Origin of the sequence: Coleofasciculus sp., assembly GCF_046565525.1 — a bacterium.
GTDB lineage: Bacteria > Cyanobacteriota > Cyanobacteriia > Cyanobacteriales > Coleofasciculaceae > Coleofasciculus.
Genome location: NZ_JBKHUP010000136.1, coordinates 1 through 17,933, shown reverse-complemented (window position 1 = coordinate 17,933; position 17,933 = coordinate 1). Strand labels below are relative to the sequence as shown.

The 17,933-nt window shown below is 44.7% G+C and carries 13 protein-coding genes; 6 read left to right on the top strand and 7 right to left on the bottom strand.

Annotated elements, in window-relative coordinates:
* Window positions 1-219, top strand: a 219-nt coding sequence (locus tag ACLGGO_RS31295; RefSeq protein WP_446422230.1) for a hypothetical protein, incomplete at its 5' end; no start/stop codon positions are given.
* Here ACLGGO_RS31295 and ACLGGO_RS31290 read toward each other — a convergent pair.
* The 3 genes from ACLGGO_RS31290 to ACLGGO_RS31280 all read right to left on the bottom strand — a co-directional run bounded on the left by ACLGGO_RS31290 (window position 213) and on the right by ACLGGO_RS31280 (window position 2,352).
* Window positions 213-494 (bottom strand): YiaA/YiaB family inner membrane protein, encoded by a 282-nt coding sequence (locus ACLGGO_RS31290; RefSeq protein ID WP_446422229.1) that lies wholly within the window; start codon window positions 492-494, stop codon window positions 213-215. The genes ACLGGO_RS31295 and ACLGGO_RS31290 overlap by 7 nt on opposite strands.
* Before the next feature lie 693 nt (window positions 495-1,187).
* On the bottom strand, window positions 1,188-2,036 hold the full coding sequence (locus tag ACLGGO_RS31285) for an ABC transporter permease (RefSeq protein WP_446422228.1): 849 nt from the start codon (window positions 2,034-2,036) through the stop codon (window positions 1,188-1,190).
* Between the two features lie 160 nt (window positions 2,037-2,196).
* Entirely contained in the window at window positions 2,197-2,352 is a 156-nt protein-coding gene (locus ACLGGO_RS31280; RefSeq protein WP_446422227.1) for a hypothetical protein, read from the bottom strand.
* Between ACLGGO_RS31280 and ACLGGO_RS31275 the strand changes: the two genes are divergently transcribed.
* Both ACLGGO_RS31275 and ACLGGO_RS31270 read left to right on the top strand, forming a co-directional pair.
* A complete protein-coding gene (locus ACLGGO_RS31275) occupies window positions 2,344-2,898 on the top strand; it encodes a TRAP transporter small permease subunit (protein ID WP_446353161.1) in 555 nt (184 codons plus the stop codon). The genes ACLGGO_RS31280 and ACLGGO_RS31275 overlap by 9 nt on opposite strands.
* The gene (locus tag ACLGGO_RS31270) at window positions 2,882-4,219 is read left to right on the top strand and encodes a TRAP transporter large permease (RefSeq protein WP_446422226.1); all 1,338 of its coding nucleotides are present in this window, start codon (window positions 2,882-2,884) and stop codon (window positions 4,217-4,219) included. Before ACLGGO_RS31275 ends, ACLGGO_RS31270 begins: the two co-directional genes overlap by 17 nt.
* 131 nt (window positions 4,220-4,350) lie before the next feature.
* On the opposite strand, the gene ACLGGO_RS31265 is transcribed toward ACLGGO_RS31270, so the two are convergent.
* Both ACLGGO_RS31265 and ACLGGO_RS31260 read right to left on the bottom strand, forming a co-directional pair.
* A complete protein-coding gene (locus ACLGGO_RS31265; protein WP_446422225.1) occupies window positions 4,351-4,953 on the bottom strand; it encodes a hypothetical protein in 603 nt (200 codons plus the stop codon).
* A 328-nt stretch (window positions 4,954-5,281) separates the two neighbouring features.
* Window positions 5,282-8,260, bottom strand: coding sequence for an efflux RND transporter periplasmic adaptor subunit (locus tag ACLGGO_RS31260; RefSeq protein WP_446422224.1), 2,979 nt, complete (start codon window positions 8,258-8,260; stop codon window positions 5,282-5,284).
* A gap of 764 nt (window positions 8,261-9,024) precedes the next feature.
* On the opposite strand from ACLGGO_RS31260, the gene ACLGGO_RS31255 reads away from it, so the two are divergent.
* Window positions 9,025-15,387 carry a S8 family serine peptidase gene (locus tag ACLGGO_RS31255; RefSeq protein ID WP_446422223.1) on the top strand — a complete coding sequence of 2,121 codons (6,363 nt, stop codon included), beginning with the start codon at window positions 9,025-9,027 and terminating at the stop codon, window positions 15,385-15,387.
* A 95-nt stretch (window positions 15,388-15,482) separates the two neighbouring features.
* On the top strand, window positions 15,483-16,481 hold the full coding sequence (locus ACLGGO_RS31250) for a PEP-CTERM sorting domain-containing protein (RefSeq protein ID WP_446422222.1): 999 nt from the start codon (window positions 15,483-15,485) through the stop codon (window positions 16,479-16,481).
* 215 nt (window positions 16,482-16,696) lie between these two features.
* On the opposite strand, the gene ACLGGO_RS31245 is transcribed toward ACLGGO_RS31250, so the two are convergent.
* Together ACLGGO_RS31245 and ACLGGO_RS31240 are read right to left on the bottom strand one after the other, a co-directional pair.
* Entirely contained in the window at window positions 16,697-16,843 is a 147-nt protein-coding gene (locus ACLGGO_RS31245) for a hypothetical protein (protein ID WP_446422221.1), read from the bottom strand.
* Window positions 16,844-17,136: 293 nt separating this feature from the next.
* A complete protein-coding gene (locus ACLGGO_RS31240; RefSeq protein ID WP_446338786.1) occupies window positions 17,137-17,271 on the bottom strand; it encodes a hypothetical protein in 135 nt (44 codons plus the stop codon).
* Window positions 17,272-17,725: 454 nt separating this feature from the next.
* Between ACLGGO_RS31240 and ACLGGO_RS31235 the strand changes: the two genes are divergently transcribed.
* On the top strand, window positions 17,726-17,923 hold the full coding sequence (locus ACLGGO_RS31235) for a hypothetical protein (RefSeq protein ID WP_446422220.1): 198 nt from the start codon (window positions 17,726-17,728) through the stop codon (window positions 17,921-17,923).
* Window positions 17,924-17,933: the final 10 nt, after the last annotated feature.

The window sequence follows — 17,933 nt, the reverse complement described above, 5'->3', positions numbered from 1 at the left end:
TTGGGTAAGACTCTGGCTCCACCCCTAATAATCAAGGCAACCTTTTCACTCACAAGGGTGAACCTGAATCCTTACGTTATTTGTTCATTGTTGATTGTTCATGGTTTATTGTTGATTGGTCATGGTTCCACCTTTGAAAATTCTTCTGTCCCCCATCTCCCAGACGTTCCACCGGAACGTCTCTACAACCACATCTCCCCTGCACCTCTGCATTATTGAAGGGGATGATTTTCGTTGAGCAGTTTTTCGATTCTCGCTTCATCCACTCTCGATATAATCCGTTTCGATTCGTGAATGTCGCGGGTGGTTTTGGAAAGACTAATGGTTGAGCCAACGGAGAAGGCTAACCCCATTCCCATAAAGCCTTTTGTCCAACTATCGACAGGTAGATATAAAATACCAATACTCATAGCCGAGACAGAAATAATAAAAGAAGCCCAGGCTTGAAATACCCAAGCATTACTGTGGATTTGGTTGTTAAACGGTGATTCCATAGTCCCTTTCTTCATCAAACGTTAGTTAATTCAATTTACTCAAGGATAGGAATTACTTTTCTGATAACTTATGGGCAATAGGACAGTTTTTGGAATTGCATAGGAATTGTATGACCCAAAGACTCGGAAAATCGTATCGACTATTCGTCTATTGTTGTGCCAGTTGAGAAATTGTTTAATTGTTCGGTTACATAAGACCGAATTAAAGCTAATCCATCCTAGTCCAACTTAACCTTGAGGCTGAATATTACTTGATTCTGGCGGTGTAGGCAATTGGGGGATTTGGTAGGTAATTTCGCCATTTGTCCCTGCTAGGGGCTACCCGCTAGATTAAATTAACATCACCTAACCTCTAATTGTATCAGGTCGCCCCCGCCTGGTATTGGTAATGATCTAACACAACATTGGGACAGGGGCGAGTCGATATAGGTTAATTCTTACACCGAACATTTATGCAGCGACTCGCCCCTACAACCGCGATAATTCCAATAATCTCGATAATCCCAATAATCCCGATAATCCTGAAAACGGATGCCAGCGTACAAGCCACTCAGGTGGATGTAGCCGATTTTATTGTAGTTTAGGCGTTATGCGATCGCGCCGATTGTCTTAAAATTGACACAGAAACCCAAACCGTAGGGGTTTGGTTTCCAAACCCGCAAACCCGCAAACCCGCAAACCCGCAAACCTGACTTATAATACATCTGCAAACGCGGGACGCAATTTCTGATAACACCAAAGCCCCACGCCAAACACTACCCCAGAAACGCCAAACGTTACTGCCCATTCTAGCCAATGTTCCACTGAACCAACTAGTACCAAATCCCGATAAACCTGAGCAATCACCGCCAGAGGATTCAACCAAAATACCCAATCTCGTAAGTGTTCTGGAATCACCGAAGCGGGATAGACAATCGGCGTCATATAAAACCAAAGATTCAAAATCACCCCTAACGTCTGGGGAATATCCCGCAAAAATACCGTTAACCCAGCTGCAAAATATCCTAACCCGGCGGTTAATAACAACTGGGTTAACCACACTAAAGGCAATAACGCTAACGTGGCATGTAATGTTCCTGAAGATAGAGCCACTAACACAATCAGCGCGGCTAACCCCAAAGCACTCTCAATAAATGTCGAGAAGACGGGAACCAGTGGCAACAGTGCCAAGGGGAACACCACCTTCTTCACCAAATTAGGTTGTCCCACCACCGAACCCGCCGATTGGGTTAACCCCCCAGTAAAGGCAATCCAAGGCAATAACCCCGCAAACAACCATAAGCCAAAGGCAATATTGTTATCAGCAGGTAATCCCTTTAGACTCAGTTTCACCTTCAGAACAATGGAAAACACGTAGGTATAAATCAGCAACTGCGATAGTTGATTGAGGAGGGGCCACAAATTCCCCAATACCGAACCCTTATATCGTGCCTCCAAATCCCGGCGCACTAATGTCCGTAATAGGTCAAATTTAACCCACCACTGCTCATCTAGGGGCAACCAGCGTCTAATTTTACCGACTTTCCGAATTACGCCGAGCATTAATTTTAGTATCTCGTATTGCTTCAAACTATCCTAAACCGAATGGTACGCTCCTGAAGGCTGGTGGGCAATGCTCCCCATATCTCCCATGGGGTGGGCGAAGCATTTGCGCTGGAATGTTAGCATAAAACCGAGACATCTGGGCGCAAATGCTTCGCCCCTACGAATGCATCTGTTCCCCATCTTCCCCATCTCCCCCATCTCCCTCATCTCCCCCGTCTGAAGAAAGGCGAAAATTTGCTACATTCCTGGCAACAGTGGCGGTAAAATACATCATCTGGTGTAGCGTCAGGAGAAGCCGTAAGCTTTGCAGCAATTATTACAGATTTCTCGACTCATCGATGCCTTTAACGAATGGGTTGGTCGCCTAACCTACTGGCTAGTATTACTGATGATCGCGATCGGCACATGGAATGTCGCCGGACGCTACATTGGCTCTTTTCTGGGTCAAAAACTCAGTTCTAATGCCTTTATCGAAAGTCAATGGTATTTATTTGACCTGGTATTCCTCTTGGGTGCAGCCTACGCCCTGCGCCATGATGAACATGTGCGGGTGGATGTGTTCCATAAAAGCTGGACACCGAAATGGAAAGCCTTGGCTGATTTAATCGGGACGCTGTTATTCTTAATTCCCTTTTGTTTAATGGTGATTTATTTCTCCTGGGAAACCATTCTCAATTCCTGGGCAATTCGGGAAATGTCTCGTGATCCGGGGGGATTACCCCGCTATCCGATCAAATCCATGATTATTGTCAGCTTTGTCCTCCTGATTCTGCAAGGGATTTCCCAAGCGATTAAAAATTGGGCAATTTTCACAGGCTATCTTACACCCCAGGAGGAACATCATGATGCTGGAGTATGAATGGTTAGGTCCTCTGATGTTTGCTGGGGCGTTGGTATTTCTGTCGCTGGGCTATCCCGTGGCGTTCTCTCTGGGAGGAGTTGCGATCGCGTTTTCCATTATTGGTGTGAGTTTGGGTGTTTTTGACCCTATCTTCCTGACTGCCATGCCCCAGCGTATTTTTGGCATTATGGAAAATTATACCCTATTAGCAATCCCTTATTTTATTTTCTTGGGTTCCATGCTAGAAAAATCTGGCATTGCTGAACGCTTGTTAGAAACTATGGGGATTCTGTTCGGGCGATTGCGCGGGGGACTTGCCTTAGCTGTAGTTTTGGTGGGGGCGCTATTAGCCGCCACTACTGGGGTTGTCGCTGCAACAGTCGTGGCTATGGGGCTGATTTCTTTACCGATTATGCTGCGTTACGGCTATGATAAACGGTTGGCAACGGGGGTAATCGCTGCATCAGGGACATTGGGACAAATTATTCCGCCGAGTGTGGTTTTAGTTGTATTAGCGGATCAGTTAGGAATTTCTGTCGGGGACTTATTTATTGGTTCCCTAATTCCTGGTTTATTAATGACCGCAGCTTTTGCGGTACACGTACTAATTGTGGCATGGTTAAAACCTAGTGTTGCACCGGCTTTACCTGCTGAGGTTCGCAACATTGGCGGGAAAGCCTTAGGGCGTCGGGTTCTGTTTGCGATGTTCCCACCGTTATTATTAATTCTTTTAGTCTTAGGCAGTATCTTTTTTGGCTTTGCCACACCAACAGAAGCCGGGGCGGTGGGTTGTGTGGGCGCGATGATACTGGCGGCGGCTAATCGTCAGTTAAGCTGGTTATCGTTACGCCAAGCCTGTGACGCTACGCTACGAATTACCTGCATGGTGATATTTATCTTATTGGGTTCTACCGCATTTAGCTTAGTCTTTCGCGGTTTAAATGGCGATCAGTTTATGTATGATATTCTCGCCAATTTACCCGGAGGTCAGATTGGCTTTCTGGCAGTGAGTATGATAACGGTATTTATTTTAGGCTTTTTTATTGACTTTTTTGAAATTGCCTTTATTATCGTTCCCTTGTTTGCTCCTGTGGCGGAATCTCTAGACGTTAACCTTGTTTGGTACGGTGTTATTTTAGGAGCTAATCTGCAAACGTCCTTTCTCACGCCACCCTTCGGCTTTGCCCTCTTTTATTTACGGGGTGTCGCCCCACCGGAGGTGAAGACGACAGAGATTTATTGGGGGGTAATTCCATTTATTTTACTTCAGGCGCTAATTGTTGTGTTGATTATCGCGTTTCCAGGGCTGGTGAGTTTCCTTCCTTCGTTGAGTCGCTAATAGCAAAATGATGATAATTTAGGCGGACATAAACGGCTAGTTTAGCTCTATCATTGACCAAGATAGATTTATCGGTATTTTTGTTCCGCCTTTTCCTATCACTCTGATCTGTTTTGAAGGGCGATTTTTATTCAATTCTGAACGCTTTTAAATAAAATACCTAAAATTTTACTTATATCTTTAATGTAATAATTGCTCAAGTCGATACAGACATCAGCATCCTCTAACTTTAGAAATTTCCAAATATCTCCTGTCGTCACCGCTCCATAAATCGTCTGAATATCATTTTCTTCCTGCTGATTAAATAACTGGGCTGCTAACATTGCTGCCGCACACTGTCCCAATCCACCTTTAATGTTCTCATTCTTGGCTTCTACGATAATCGCCACCGGAGCATTAATTGTCAGTTGCTCTTTAAAGCGACTGATAATAAAATCACAATACCCATTTAACCCTTTTTCTAAATCAACATTAAAATCTGAACCTGAGAATAAACTAATTTGATAATTGGCTCTTCTTCTCAACTCCAATAGAATCGGCGTAATTATCATTTCTGATCGGGCTTTTTCTGTATTAATTGCCAGAGCCAGTTCAACTGTTTCCGCTAAAGTAGCGGCGAGCGATTCACTCGGCTGTAGGGGTTCTACAGTGACAAATAAATCAGATTCTTCGTCAATCCGTAAATTAAACGCTTTCTTAAATTTACTTAATGTAGTAAAGTCACTATAAGCCATTTTTAGCGCCTCAATTCGCCAAGCATTTTAAGCTGTTATGCATTTAAATATTGATATTAAGTAGGTTGGTGGAAATAAACTCAACTATATTAAGGTTTGTAAATAGCCCTCAAACCCTTACGAATGACGAATGACGAATGACTTAGCTTGCTTCTTAAGGGTAGCGAGTTCTCCACTGTTAACTTTTATTGTGCCTACCTACTTAAGCTGAATGCCACTGACTTAAAGCTGGTGGGCAATGCCCACCCTACGGTAGATCAAAGGTTTCGGCGATACAAAAATGCTTATTTCAGTGCCTCCCTACTTAAGCTTTAGAATAGCAAACAGCTTATTGTTCTCGCCACAGGAATCGCTCTAAGGGAACTAACCGCATCAGTTCTCGCCCTAAACGTTGGTACAAGGGAATCCGTTCTGAATAGATTTTGGCATATCCTGTCGCTCCCGGATAGAGTTTGCCATCACTGTTATCCACAACAATTTCGACTTGGGCGATGGGTTGGGGTTGGGAGGGTTCATTCTGGATTTTAGGCAGAATTCGTTGCACGGTGGCGGTATATGGTCTTAGTTTAGCTTGGCGGGGACGGAAAGTGACAGGTTTATGGTTTTCCACATATTCTAAGTCTTCTTCCTTGATGTCTACCGTGGCGGTGAGGCTGCTGAGTTCAGCGATTTCTAGGAGGAAGTCTTCGGTGGGTTTTAGTTCTTGATTTTGCCGCAAGTCTAAATGATTGGTGAGGATAATCCCGGCGATGGGAGAACGTAGGGTAAGATTTTCTTTATGGGTTTCCAGTTCAGATAGACGGTTTTTTAGAGTCGCGATCGCTTGTTGTTGAGTTATCATTTGGGATTCAGCCGTAGCAATCATTTCAGAGGCGTCAATGGCGGCGAATTGGGAGGCGGTTTCGGTTTGTAAGTCACGGGCGGTATCGGTTTGGTTTTGTTTGGCGGCGGCGATTTCTTGGGTTTTGGCGACTAGATTGCTTTCAATGTTGTGGAGTTCACTTTCCACCTCATCGCGGCGGTTGCGGGAAATCGCCCCTTGTTCGTAGAGTTGGTGATAGCGTTGTAATTTTTCCTGGAGTTCGGGGATGCGTTCCTGGAGGCGTTGGCGTTGGGTGTTTAAGACTTGAATTTCGGGGGTGAGTTGTCCTTGGGTGAGGGCTTTTGCGCGTAGGCTTTCTCGACGGGTTTTTGCTATCATCGCTTCGGCTATGGCTTGGACTTCTACCAGTTGGGCTTCGGCGCGGATGCGTTGTTTCTGGGCGGTGTCTAAGACTTGATGGGCTTGGATGAGTTGTTGTTCGATGGTGGCGATTTCTCGGTCTAATTCTAAACTGGATAGTTGTGCCAGAATTTGTCCGGGTTGGACGGTTTGTCCGGGTTGGACGTAGATTTTTGTAATTATTCCCGCCATGGGTGTGCGAACAATGGCTCTGGCGCCTTGGCGGGTTTCGAGTTCGACGGAACCTCCGACGTCAAAGGAGGTGGGGATGAGGCTGATTAGGCTTAAGCTGGTGGCGATGGTTAGGAGGATGGTGATTTGCTTTAGGGGAAGGTGGGGTTTGCTGGTTGGGGGTGCGAGTTGTAGGTGTTGGGAGGGGTTCATGGTGGTTAGGGGTTGTGATTGGGGCTTTTTTTGAAACGCAGAGGTTCGCAGAGGGAAGCGCAGAGGAACGCAGAGGGGTTTGGAGGGATTTGTGTGTTGGTTTTTAGATTGGTTAGGGTGTTTGTTTGGAGGTATGTCGGCTGGTTTTTGGGGGAAGTAGTAGTAAATTGCCCAAAGGGTTAGTAGGGTGATTGTCCAAAAGGGGATGTTGGTTAATGTCCAATTTGTGACTAGGGTGAAGATGCTACTGAAGATGAAGAGGATATAGAGGAGGCTGAAGGGGGCGTAAGTGGCGAGGATTAGGCGATTGTGGCGGGGTTCGGGGCTGGGTTTTCGGCGTAGTAGGTTTCTGTAGAATTGGAAGGAACGAGTGCGGAGGTTGTTGATTCCGGTGAGGGCGACGGCGAGATAGTAGCCGTCAAATTTTGCCAGGGGATTGAGGTTAAGGGCGATGGTAAAGAGTGCTGAAACCATCAACAGATAACTGGCGGTGGCTAACCAATTTGCTGAGGATTGCCATAACCAAAAGGCGGTGGCGGCGATAATGAGTTGACAAATAATACCTGCGCCGACGACTAAGAGGCGTTTAAATCGAGATAGGCAATAGGAATCTGTGGTATTGGTGTAAGCGGCTGGCATTAAAAACATAAAAAGTAGCCCGAATTCGGGGACAATGCCGTTGTAATGTTTCAGGGTAAAGGCATGTCCGAGTTCGTGTAGGGTGACAACTAACATGGCGAGTAGGGCAAAGGGTAATAGGAGGGAAATGCCCTGATTTGCTACTAATTGTTGTCCAGTCAGAATAATTTGGGGACGTTGGGATAAACCAATGGATAGAGAAATGGCTAAAAAAAAGCACAGGATGAGACAGGTTGAACGAGTCCAAATCCAGTGCAGTTTATTGATATGTTGAGTTAACCAAGCGTCGGGATTAAATAGGGGAACTTTGAAAAAGAGGAGTTGTAGTGGGGTAAATTTACGTTTGGGAGGTTTGGCGGGTTTTGTTCCTACTAACATCCCGGTGGCGGTGAGAAGTTGTAGCAGGTAGCGGAGTTGTTCAAGGGTTAGGTTATTGTATTTGGCAATATCGGCGGGGGGATGTTTTCCTAGTTGCTCGATGGCGGCTTTACTTTGAGAATCAACTTGGAGAAAGGTGACATCTTCGGGATTGCGTAGTATCCAATAACCATCGGAGTGGGGAATCCAATGGACACAAGATTTGAGTTGAAGTTTGGCGGAATTTGGAGGTGGAGAATTTGGCTGGTGTTCTGTGTTATCGGTGTCTAATATCTTATTATCTATCGGTGGCTGGGAAGGGTTGGGGTTGGGAATTTCTCTGCCCTTGTTTATTGTTTGCCTTCTGTCTGCTTTAACGGGTGGTTTAGGTGGAATGGATTCATCTGATGTGAGAATGCCAATTGTAATCAGTTTTTGCAATAAATCTAGGACAAAATTCGGAGAAATGGCTGAACCATATTGTTTCTGACATTGCTGTTGAAGTTGAGTAACGGTGAAATTTCCGGTGAAATGGCTGAGGGCGTAAACCTCTGCTGGAGATAAGGGAAAATGACGATTATCGTGGCGCGATCGCAGAGTATACTGTTTGGAGGACGCCTGTTGGCTGAGTTGCCAGTGGGGACTGATGTCTGGACATATCCAGTCGGGTTGTTCTTTGGCTGTGAGTTCTTTTCCAACCTGCATGATGTTTGTAGTAGATGCCTATTTGCAGGTTAGACGGAAATGTTAAGGAAAATCAACCATTTTTTAATAACTTTATCAAATCTTTAAGCAGAGACTTACGGGGTTATACGACAAATAGCTGACATGGGGAGTTTACCGTCTCCGTAATTTTACGGAGGATAGGCTGATGTGTGAATTGTGTAGGGGCGGGTTTCACGACTATCTTTTCGGTTGCACCCAGATGTAACTAAACCCGCCCAGACGCGCCATGGCGCGTCTCTACAATAGTTTGTAGACTTCCCGTGAAAAGTCAAATTAATCCATGACAGCTTGGTTAAGGGGGGTTAAGTTTAAAACTGTAACATTTACGACCTATTGCTGATAATCAGGAAAAAGTTCCCCGCTTTATGAAAACTTCATCAAAAACTAAAGACAAAGTTTATTATTTTGGGGTAGGATAGTGAACAAGCTAGAGTTTTATTCAGGTGATTTTCCCTTTAACTTAATACGTTTTCTGTCCGAATTTGCTGCTGGCAATTGCTGCTCTATTCAGTAACAGGATTTGCTGGATTACTCGTTTATCTTGACTGGCAGCAGCGTTTGGGTTTTAGCGTACTTATTCAGTGTTTCCTTAATTCATCGTCATAATTGTGGGCTGGGCTAAAGTCGAACTTGCCTGCCAATTTGAATGGGTTTAACCCCTTAGCGACTCATAGCATCTGATAGATTTTGCCCCTTGGCTTAATCGGTAATTTTACCTGCACTATTCCACAAGAGGGTCATCTATGTCTTGGTTTAATTTTTCATCAAAGAAACGTCCTGATGCTCAAGGATTTGCGCCGAAAAGGAAGAGTCAGGAGTTACCGCAAGCCTTTATTTTAGAACCGATTTTAACGCCTAGTGGTTTATTAGATGGCACGGATAATCCTATAGATCCCGTGGATATCGATATATTAGCTGACCAAGTTGCTGATATTGATATTCCGGAGATTGAGGAAGGGTTTGGCGATATTTCAGATAATGATTTAGAGGAGATTGCCTTTGTAACGTCGGTTGAGGGAGAGGAAACCTTAGAGGAGATTCCCTTTGTTACCTCACTGGATGACGTGGCGGAAAGTGAAGCCACTGATGAAGCGCTGACGGAAGAAACGCCGTTAAATGAATCGCTATTAACCGGGTTAGACAGTTCTAGTGTGACCTTTGAATCCGGCGTGTTTACGGTTGGACAAACTGGGGAGGTTAGTGTTGATTTCCTTTTTGATGGTGGGGGATATGAAGGTGAACTCGCCGTCTTTAGTTTAGAAGGAATGGAGGAGTTTGAACCGGGTTCGGAGGCGTTTATTCAGGAAGCGGCGTCTCGTGCGTTGAGTGATTCGGAGTTAGGTCATGTTGTAATTAGTGACCAAACAGAAGGGGCGCGGTTCGTTGGCGAATTAGGAGAAAGCGACCAGAATTCTGGAGAGTATTTGGGAGTTAAGACAGTCCAAATGCGTCCAGGGGATGAGTTTGGCTTTATGCTGGTTCCTAATAGTACAGTGCAACGGGTGTTTGATAATCCGGATGTGGGAGGGGCGGCGCGTCCCCTATTTTCCATGGCGACGGCGAATCCAGATGATGCGTTTCATGTCGGGCAAATTGCCGATGTCACGGGGGATGGAAGTACCTTTGTGATGGAAGATTTGCGGGTGGATACGCAGTCAGATGGGGATTATAACGATGTTATTTTCCAGGTGCGCGGGGCGACGGGTGAAGCCGCGTTGATGGATGAGGTAATTGATTCTGGAAAGGATTGGCGGGAGACTGATTTGGGTCAAGCGTTGATTGATTATGCCGAACCTTACATTACGCCGGATACGCCTGATGATGGCGGACTATTAACCGATGAATTGGTCGGAGAATCCCCAACCGATGAGATTGTAGTCGATGAGAGTGAAATTGTTACCGAACCGACAACTGAACAATCAACTGATGTTGTTACTGATGAATCTGTTAACAATAGTGAAATAGTCACAGAACCCACAACTGATGAGTCAACGGATGTCGCTACTGATGAACCTGTTAACAATAGTGAAATAGTCACCGAACCGACGACAGATTCTGAACTGGCTGAACCTGTCCAGAATGAGTTTCCTCCAGAAAATCAGCCATTAGTGGGCATTATTGATACAGGTTTCAGTGACAATAATCCTGATATTGACTATAGCCGAATCAGTTTAGGGCAAGACCGGATTGATGGCGATAATAATCCTCTGATGGAAGCTGGTGAGGGGAATGAACATGGCACCCATGTGTTAGGAATTATTGGGGCGACTCAAGATAACGATATTGGCGTTGAAGGGATTAACGATGATGCGCCAATTTGGGTTGGGCGTGCTGTTGGTTCTGGCAAGTGGGCAGAATCATTAGTGGAATTTGTCGATGCGGCGCAAGAATCGGGTCAACCCAATGCTGTGGTGAATCTGAGTTTAGATTTAACCCAAATTGATGCCAATGGGGAGGTATTGACTCGTTATGAGTTTACGCCAATGGAACGGGCGGCGATTGAGTATGCGCGTCAGAATAATGTGATGCTGGTGGTGGCGGCTGGCAATGATGGGGATGTGATGTCGGTATTAGGACAGGCTTCTCAGGAGTTTGACAATATCCTCACCGTGGGGGCGGCGGAACAGTTTGACCCCGAAACGTCGGTTTGGAAGGGGTCTGACCGCACGGATTATTCCAGTTATGGTCATGGGTTGGATGTAATGGCTTATGGCGGAACTGCGGATAATCCCCAGTTGTCCTTGACTGGGGAAGGAACCAGCGGTATGGCGGGGACTTCCGTAGCCACGGCGAAGGTGACGGGGGCGGTGTCCCAGGTTTGGGCGGCGAATCCTGAGTTGAGTTACCGCCAGGTGGTTGAGATTATTAAGAATACAGCCACGGATTTGGGTGCAACTGGGTTTGACCTGGAAACAGGTGCCGGGTTGTTGAATATGGTGGCGGCGGTTCATTTAGCGAAAGCCACAAAACCGGAACCTGATATTCCTAGTTATTTAGAGCTAGATGAAGAAAGGAGAATTGCACTGGGGCTTCCCGATATTGTTTGGTTTACTCTTCAGCGAGCCGAAAATCTTGACAATTATAAGCCATTAGATCTAGCATCAACCCGCAAATGGGTTGTTAAAGTAAGTTCTGATGGAAATATTCAAAAACTGAGTGATATTGTTAATGCAAATTTACTGGGTGCAACTGGATATATTGCAAATACATATGTTTTAGAATTTCCTGATAACATATCTCATCAAAATATACAAAAGCAATTACGCTCCTTAGAAACCGTTGATTTTGCCTATCCATTAGTTTATTCTCAACAACAGTCTCGATTTGTTCCTGATGATTCATTATTTTCTGAACAATGGCATCTAAAAAATCAAGGACAAAGTGGGGGAACTTCTGGTGAAGATGTTAATATTTATTCAGCTTGGAATTTAGGATTAACAGGAAAACAAATAGTCATTGGAATTGTTGATGATGGTTTGCAACATACTCATCCGGATTTGCAGCCTAACTATCGAGCTGATTTGAGTCGAGACTTTAATGAACAAATAATGGGAGGCTTTGGAACTTATGATCATGATCCTGCACCTGTTAACCCTTGGGAATCTCATGGTACTTCTGTCGCAGGAGTAGCGGCAGCCAAAGGAAATAATCAAATTGGAGTTACTGGTGCCGCTCCAAATGCTTTTTTGGCTGGACTACGACTAACGGCAGATGCTAGTACCGATTTGATGGAAGCTGATGCACTATCTTACTTAAACAATAATATTCACATATATAACAATAGCTGGGGACCTGTAGACGACGGAAGAACAAAAAAAGCACCTAATCCTCTAGCAGCAATGGCTTTACACATCGGGGCGAGACAAGGTAGACAAGGACTAGGAAATGTTTATGTTTGGGCTGGAGGCAATGGAAGAGAATCGAGAGACAATGTTAATTATGATGGCTACGCAAATTCGAGGTATACCATCGCTGTTGCTGCAATTGATCATGACGGCAAACAAGCTTTTTACAGTGAGCCTGGAGCTTCTTTCTTAGTTTCTGCTCATTCTAATGGGAATAATTCTGGAATTACAACAACTGATTTGCTGGGTGCTGAGGGTGCTAGTCAGGGTGACTACACCAATAGCTTTGGTGGTACTTCTGCTGCTGCTCCTCTGGTTTCTGGAGTGATTGCTTTGATGTTAGAAGCTAACCCAAGTCTAACTTGGCGAGATGTTCAGAAAATCTTGATTGACACAGCTAGACGGAATGATCCAAGTGATGCTGACTGGAAATTAAATGGTGGTGGATATTGGGTTAATCATAAGTATGGCTTTGGATCGATTGATGCTGAAGCCGCAGTTACTTTAGCCAAATCTTGGCAGCCACTAGGAACCGAAGTTGCGATTAGTTCAGGCTTGATAAGCATTAATTCAGCTATTCCTGATAATAACGGAACAAGTCGGGTTTCAGTGGTCGATATCACTGAAGATATAACAGTCGAAACATTAGAAGTAATGTTTGATGCCCAGCACGCTCGCCGAGGAGATTTAGACGTTCGACTGATTTCTCCGGACGGAACTGTATCAATCTTGGCTGAACGTCATAATGATACAGGGGATAACTATGACCACTGGGTTTTTACATCTACCCGCCATTGGGGAGAATCTTCTCAAGGAGAATGGAGGCTACAAGTAACAGATCGAAGAACTGGGACAACAGGATTATGGGACTCGTGGCAGCTTAATCTTTATGGTACTCAACCCACTGTCAGTATTGAAGCTACTGTTCCTGATGTTGCTGAGGGGGGACAGTCTGGAGAATTTACTGTAACCCGAACTGGCAACACTAAAAATCCTTTGACTATTAACTATGAATTTGGCAAGGCTATTCACTGGTCACAACCTTCAGCTACTAATGGAGAGGACTTCGAGTTTTTATCTGGCACAGTTACAATTCCTGCTGGAAGTTCATTTGCAAAGATCCCGGTTATTCCCATAGATGATCAAGAGGTTGAGTGGACTGAAACTGTGACCCTAAATCTAACAAAAAGTGATGGATATGAAGTGGGTTCTGGTAGTGGTGCTACTGTCAAAATTTTTGATAATGAAAAGCCAAGGGTGCAAGTATATCCTGAATGGGCTGCTGCAACACCTGGACCTTGGCATCGAACAAATTATGCCTCTGAGTCTGGAAACACGGGACGTTTCTTATTTCGGCGGTTCGGAGATATCCGAGAAGAATTAACTGTGAATTATTCTATGACTGGTACTGCCATCAATGGAGTTGATTATGAGTACCTTCCAGGCTTTATCAAAATTGCAGCCGACTCTTACGATGCTTCCACAATGTTTATCCCAATTGATGATGATGAGGTTGAAGGAGAAGAGACTGCAATGTTTACGGTTAATCCTAGCTCTACCTATGACATTCTTTCGGGATGGGGTAGCCGAGAAACGGTCATTTGGGATAATGATGATAAACCAAATGTCAATATTTTTGCTTCTCAACTCAATGCATCTGAATACGGTCAGCCCGGTCAATTTACCATTACCCGCACTGGTGATACCAGTCAACCTCTAACAGTTAACTATTGGGAGCGTGAATGGTGGCTGAGGGCAACCCCCGGTGAAGATTATGAACCTATTCCGGGGACAACAATGGTTGGTAATCACTTAGACGGAACGGTCATTATTCCCGCAGGTGAATCTTCAGTTAACATTGATGTTATTCCCGTTGACGATAATCTTGCCGAACCTACCGATCGTGTTCGTTTCTTCCTCAGATCCAGCCAGGACTATGCAATTGGCATAAATGAAGAAGCTACTGTCAATATCATTGACAATGATACTCCTAAAATTGAGTGGCAGAGACAGATAGGAACATCTGGTTATGACTATTCTGAGTCTGTAACTCTAGACAGTTTTGATAATGTTTATATCGCAGGTCGTACATCTGGAAACTTAGCAGGAACTAATCTAGATTCTTATGATGCTTGGTTAGCCAAGTATGATAATAATGGTACGGAACTTTGGAAACAACAGCTAGGTACATCGGGATACGATACCGCCAAGAGTATTGTTACTGACACTGCTAGTAATACCTACGTTGCTGGATGGACTGACGGTTCATTTGATGGCAATCTTGCTAGTCGTGATGCCTGGATAGCTAAATACGATCCTTATGGTCATTTAATTTGGCGTAAAAAACTAGATGATTCATCGACTACACATTCGGCAGACTATGATATTTCCAACGGTTCGTTAGTCTTGGGCAATGATGGTAGTCTTTACCTTACAGGCTTAACTCATGGTAATTTGGCAGGAACAAGTCAAGGAGATGGGGATGCTTGGGTTGCCAAATATGATGGTAATGGAAACCAGCAATGGGTTCGACAATTAGGCACACCTCAACGGGATGAAGCAAGAGGAGTCGCCGTTGATTCTGAAGGTTATGTTTATATTACTGGGCAGACTAAGGGAGCGCTGGGAGGAACAAAACAAGGAGATGCAGATGCTTGGATTGCTAAGTATAACTCTCAAGGATCTTTGATCTGGAAGCAGCAACTAGGAACCCAAGCCGAAGATGTGTCCAACGGAATTTCTATTGATAGCAATGGTAATGTTTACATTGCCGGACATACCCGGAGCAAGCTGGGAGATCCTTTGGCTAGTAATTTCAATGAATTGGGAGATCATCGACTCAGATGGGCTGCTATTCACGGCGATCAATCCGGGTTGGGTGGAACTTACTATGGCAATGCAGATGCTTGGGTAGCTCAATACGATAGTAACGGAAATTTAAACTGGAAGCGACAGCTAGGAACCTCGCAATATGACTCTACTTCTGCTGTTTCTAGTGACAGGTTTGGTAATGTTTATATTACCGGACGAACCCGAGGAAAATTAGGTCAAACCCATGCAGGTGGTGATGATATTTGGGTTACTAAATACAATATCAATGGCGCTCTGCAATGGATTCAGCAGTTAGGAACAGTCGGCGAGGATGTTTCCAACAGTATTGCAGTTGGTAGTACCGCTCTCTACATTACAGGTTCTACTTCTGGAAGTTTATCTAGTGCAAATAAAGGAGGTGATGACGCATGGCTGATTAAGTTGTCGTAGCAGATTGAAAGACTATCTATCTCTATAGATGTCTAGACTGACGGTTGATGAACGCTTTTTTGTTGAACTTAAATTAATTGAGGAACTCAAATATTATGTCCCTGCCTATTTTGCGTTTTGCAAAGCCAGGTTTCACGAGAACCGGAGCTATTACATTAGGTCTATTGACCAGTTTAGTTTTCTCGCTAGCCAGTCAATTACCTGTGCAAGGAACCACTCTAACCGGAAGCAGCTTTATTGATTACAATGACTTTGATGATGATGAGGAGGACGATTTCTTTGATTACGATCAAGAATTTTATGATTCAGATGATGAAATCAACGATCGTTATGGTCTCGGTGCATTGCTCTCCAATACCAATAATGCGGTGGGTATTGCAAATGGTCTATCTCAAACGAATGGGATTAATGCTTCTTGCAATACTACTCAGCAAGAAAGGAACTTTGGAAAGTCATCACTAACGGTTAAATTCAAATGCAACTTGAATTTTAGTAAAGGATCTATTTTTGGTTTTGGAGATGCTGGAGTACGCAGTTGGAGGTCTTTCTACAATATGTTTAACTTTCGAGGAAAATCTAATAGACGCTATAGTCTAACTCAAAATCTTTCAGCAATAGTCTCATCAAGTGCAAGTGTTACTGGTTCCGGAAAAGCTAATGCTTACAGCTATGTTTATGATTGGTATTCTGATAAGTGGACTGGTGTTCAGTCTCACCGCTACTTCCTTGGATCAAGTTCAGACTACAGGAATTTTCAGTCTCCAGATTCAAACTGGTCTAATTTCAATGGGAATTTTTATTTAGGAGCGTTTGTTTATGGATTGGCTTCTGTGAATGGAGTAGGCAATATGAGTGCAAACTCATACATAACATTTACCAGCACTGCCACTATAACTGATGAAGGATTCCGACGACGACGAAGTGTAGGCTCTGACACGGAAATTTTTCTGGAACCTACTGAACCTGATTCGTTCGTTGCAAAAAAGGTTCCAGAACCTGCAACATTACTTGGCTTAGGATTAGTAGGACTGTTTTTGTTCAAAACTCAAAAGTCTTGTTCCTCTAAGCATTCTCAAAATAACCCTGAAAATTAAATTGATCTAAGTCCCATTTCAATGTAGTAGCTTTTTGAGGTTTGATAGATAATTTTTGAGTCTTTGGTAAAAGTGCGATCGCTTGTCTTTTTTAGAGTGCAGGCGATCGCCCCTCCGCCCCCCAGGAAAAGAAACCCGGTTTCTGGGGGTTCTCAGCCAAGTCCACCGTAGTAAAATCGGTTGAGATGTAGACGAGTGATCGCCCTTGAGAAGTTCTAGGGAGCGATCGCTTCTCTTTCGTTAGACGCGATCGCGCCTTCCCTCTTTCCCCAGATACACCATCTCACCAGGAATAGAAGCGATTCCCCACCAAAGTGCGATGGAAGCCTATCCAGGAAATCATATAACCGCTCAAAAAACACCGTTTGACACCGCCAATTGAATAAAGGGCGACCCGATCAAATTAAGCGGACACCGTTGTTAATTAATGCAAGCAGGTCGCCCCTACACCCGAATCAAAGGTGATAGTCTCCCAGCGTGCGATCGCCCTCTTCCTCCTGGTTTGCGCTAATCCCTGATCAAAAGCGCGATCGCCTAAAACACACCTCCATTTTGAGTCAGGGCGGGTTTTGTTGAAAAGTTATCACAAACATCAAAGTTAAAAGGCTAAACCCGCCCCTACAAATACCTGGACTCCCACGCGATCGCATCCCCTCTATTCCCAGCGTGCGATCGCGAAGCGAGTAGAGCCTACAGCAGATCGCGCCTCCCCTTTCCCCAGATACACCATCTCACCAGGAATAGAAGCGTTCCCCACCAAGGTGCGATGGAAGCCTATCCAGGAAAGCATATAACCGCTCAAAAAACACCGTTTGACACCGCCAATTGAATAAAGGGCGACCCGATCAAATTAAGCGGACACCGTTGTTAATTAATGCAAGCGGGTCGCCCCTACACCCGAATCAAAGGTGATAGTCTCCCAGGTGCGATCGCCCTCTCCCTCCCGGTTAGCGCCAATCGCTGATCAAAAGAGCGATCGCCTAAAACACACCTCCATTTTGAGTCAGGGCGGGTTTTGTTGAAAAGTTATCACAAACATCAAAATTAAACGGCTAAACCCGCCCCTACAAATACCTGGACTTCCACGCGATCGCATCCCCTCTATTCCCAGCGTGCGATCGCGCCTTCCCCTTTTCCCAGATACACCATCTCACCAGGAATAAAAGCGATTCCCCACCAAAGTGCGATGGAAGCCTATCCAGGAAATCATATAACAGTAAACAACCACCGTTTGACACCGCCAATTGAATAAAGGGCGACCCGATCAAATTAAGCGGACACCGTTGTTAATTGATGCGGTGCGGGTCGCCCCTACACCCGAATTAAAGGTGATAGTCTCCCAAGTGCGATCGCCCTCTCCCTCCCGGTTAGCGCCAATCCCTGATCAAAAGAGCGATCGCCTAAAACACACCTCCATTTTGAGTCAGAGCGGGTTTTGTTGAAAAGTTATCA

Coding starts and splice junctions, on each gene's coding strand:
- ACLGGO_RS31290 (WP_446422229.1), bottom strand. CDS start 494: ATGGAATCACCGTTTAACAACCAAATCCACAGTAATGCTTGGGTATTT.
- ACLGGO_RS31285 (WP_446422228.1), bottom strand. CDS start 2,036: ATGCTCGGCGTAATTCGGAAAGTCGGTAAAATTAGACGCTGGTTGCCC.
- ACLGGO_RS31270 (WP_446422226.1), top strand. CDS start 2,882: ATGATGCTGGAGTATGAATGGTTAGGTCCTCTGATGTTTGCTGGGGCG.
- ACLGGO_RS31265 (WP_446422225.1), bottom strand. CDS start 4,953: ATGGCTTATAGTGACTTTACTACATTAAGTAAATTTAAGAAAGCGTTT.
- ACLGGO_RS31260 (WP_446422224.1), bottom strand. CDS start 8,260: ATGCAGGTTGGAAAAGAACTCACAGCCAAAGAACAACCCGACTGGATA.
- ACLGGO_RS31255 (WP_446422223.1), top strand. CDS start 9,025: ATGTCTTGGTTTAATTTTTCATCAAAGAAACGTCCTGATGCTCAAGGA.
- ACLGGO_RS31250 (WP_446422222.1), top strand. CDS start 15,483: ATGTCCCTGCCTATTTTGCGTTTTGCAAAGCCAGGTTTCACGAGAACC.
- ACLGGO_RS31240 (WP_446338786.1), bottom strand. CDS start 17,271: ATGCTTTCCTGGATAGGCTTCCATCGCACCTTGGTGGGGAACGCTTCT.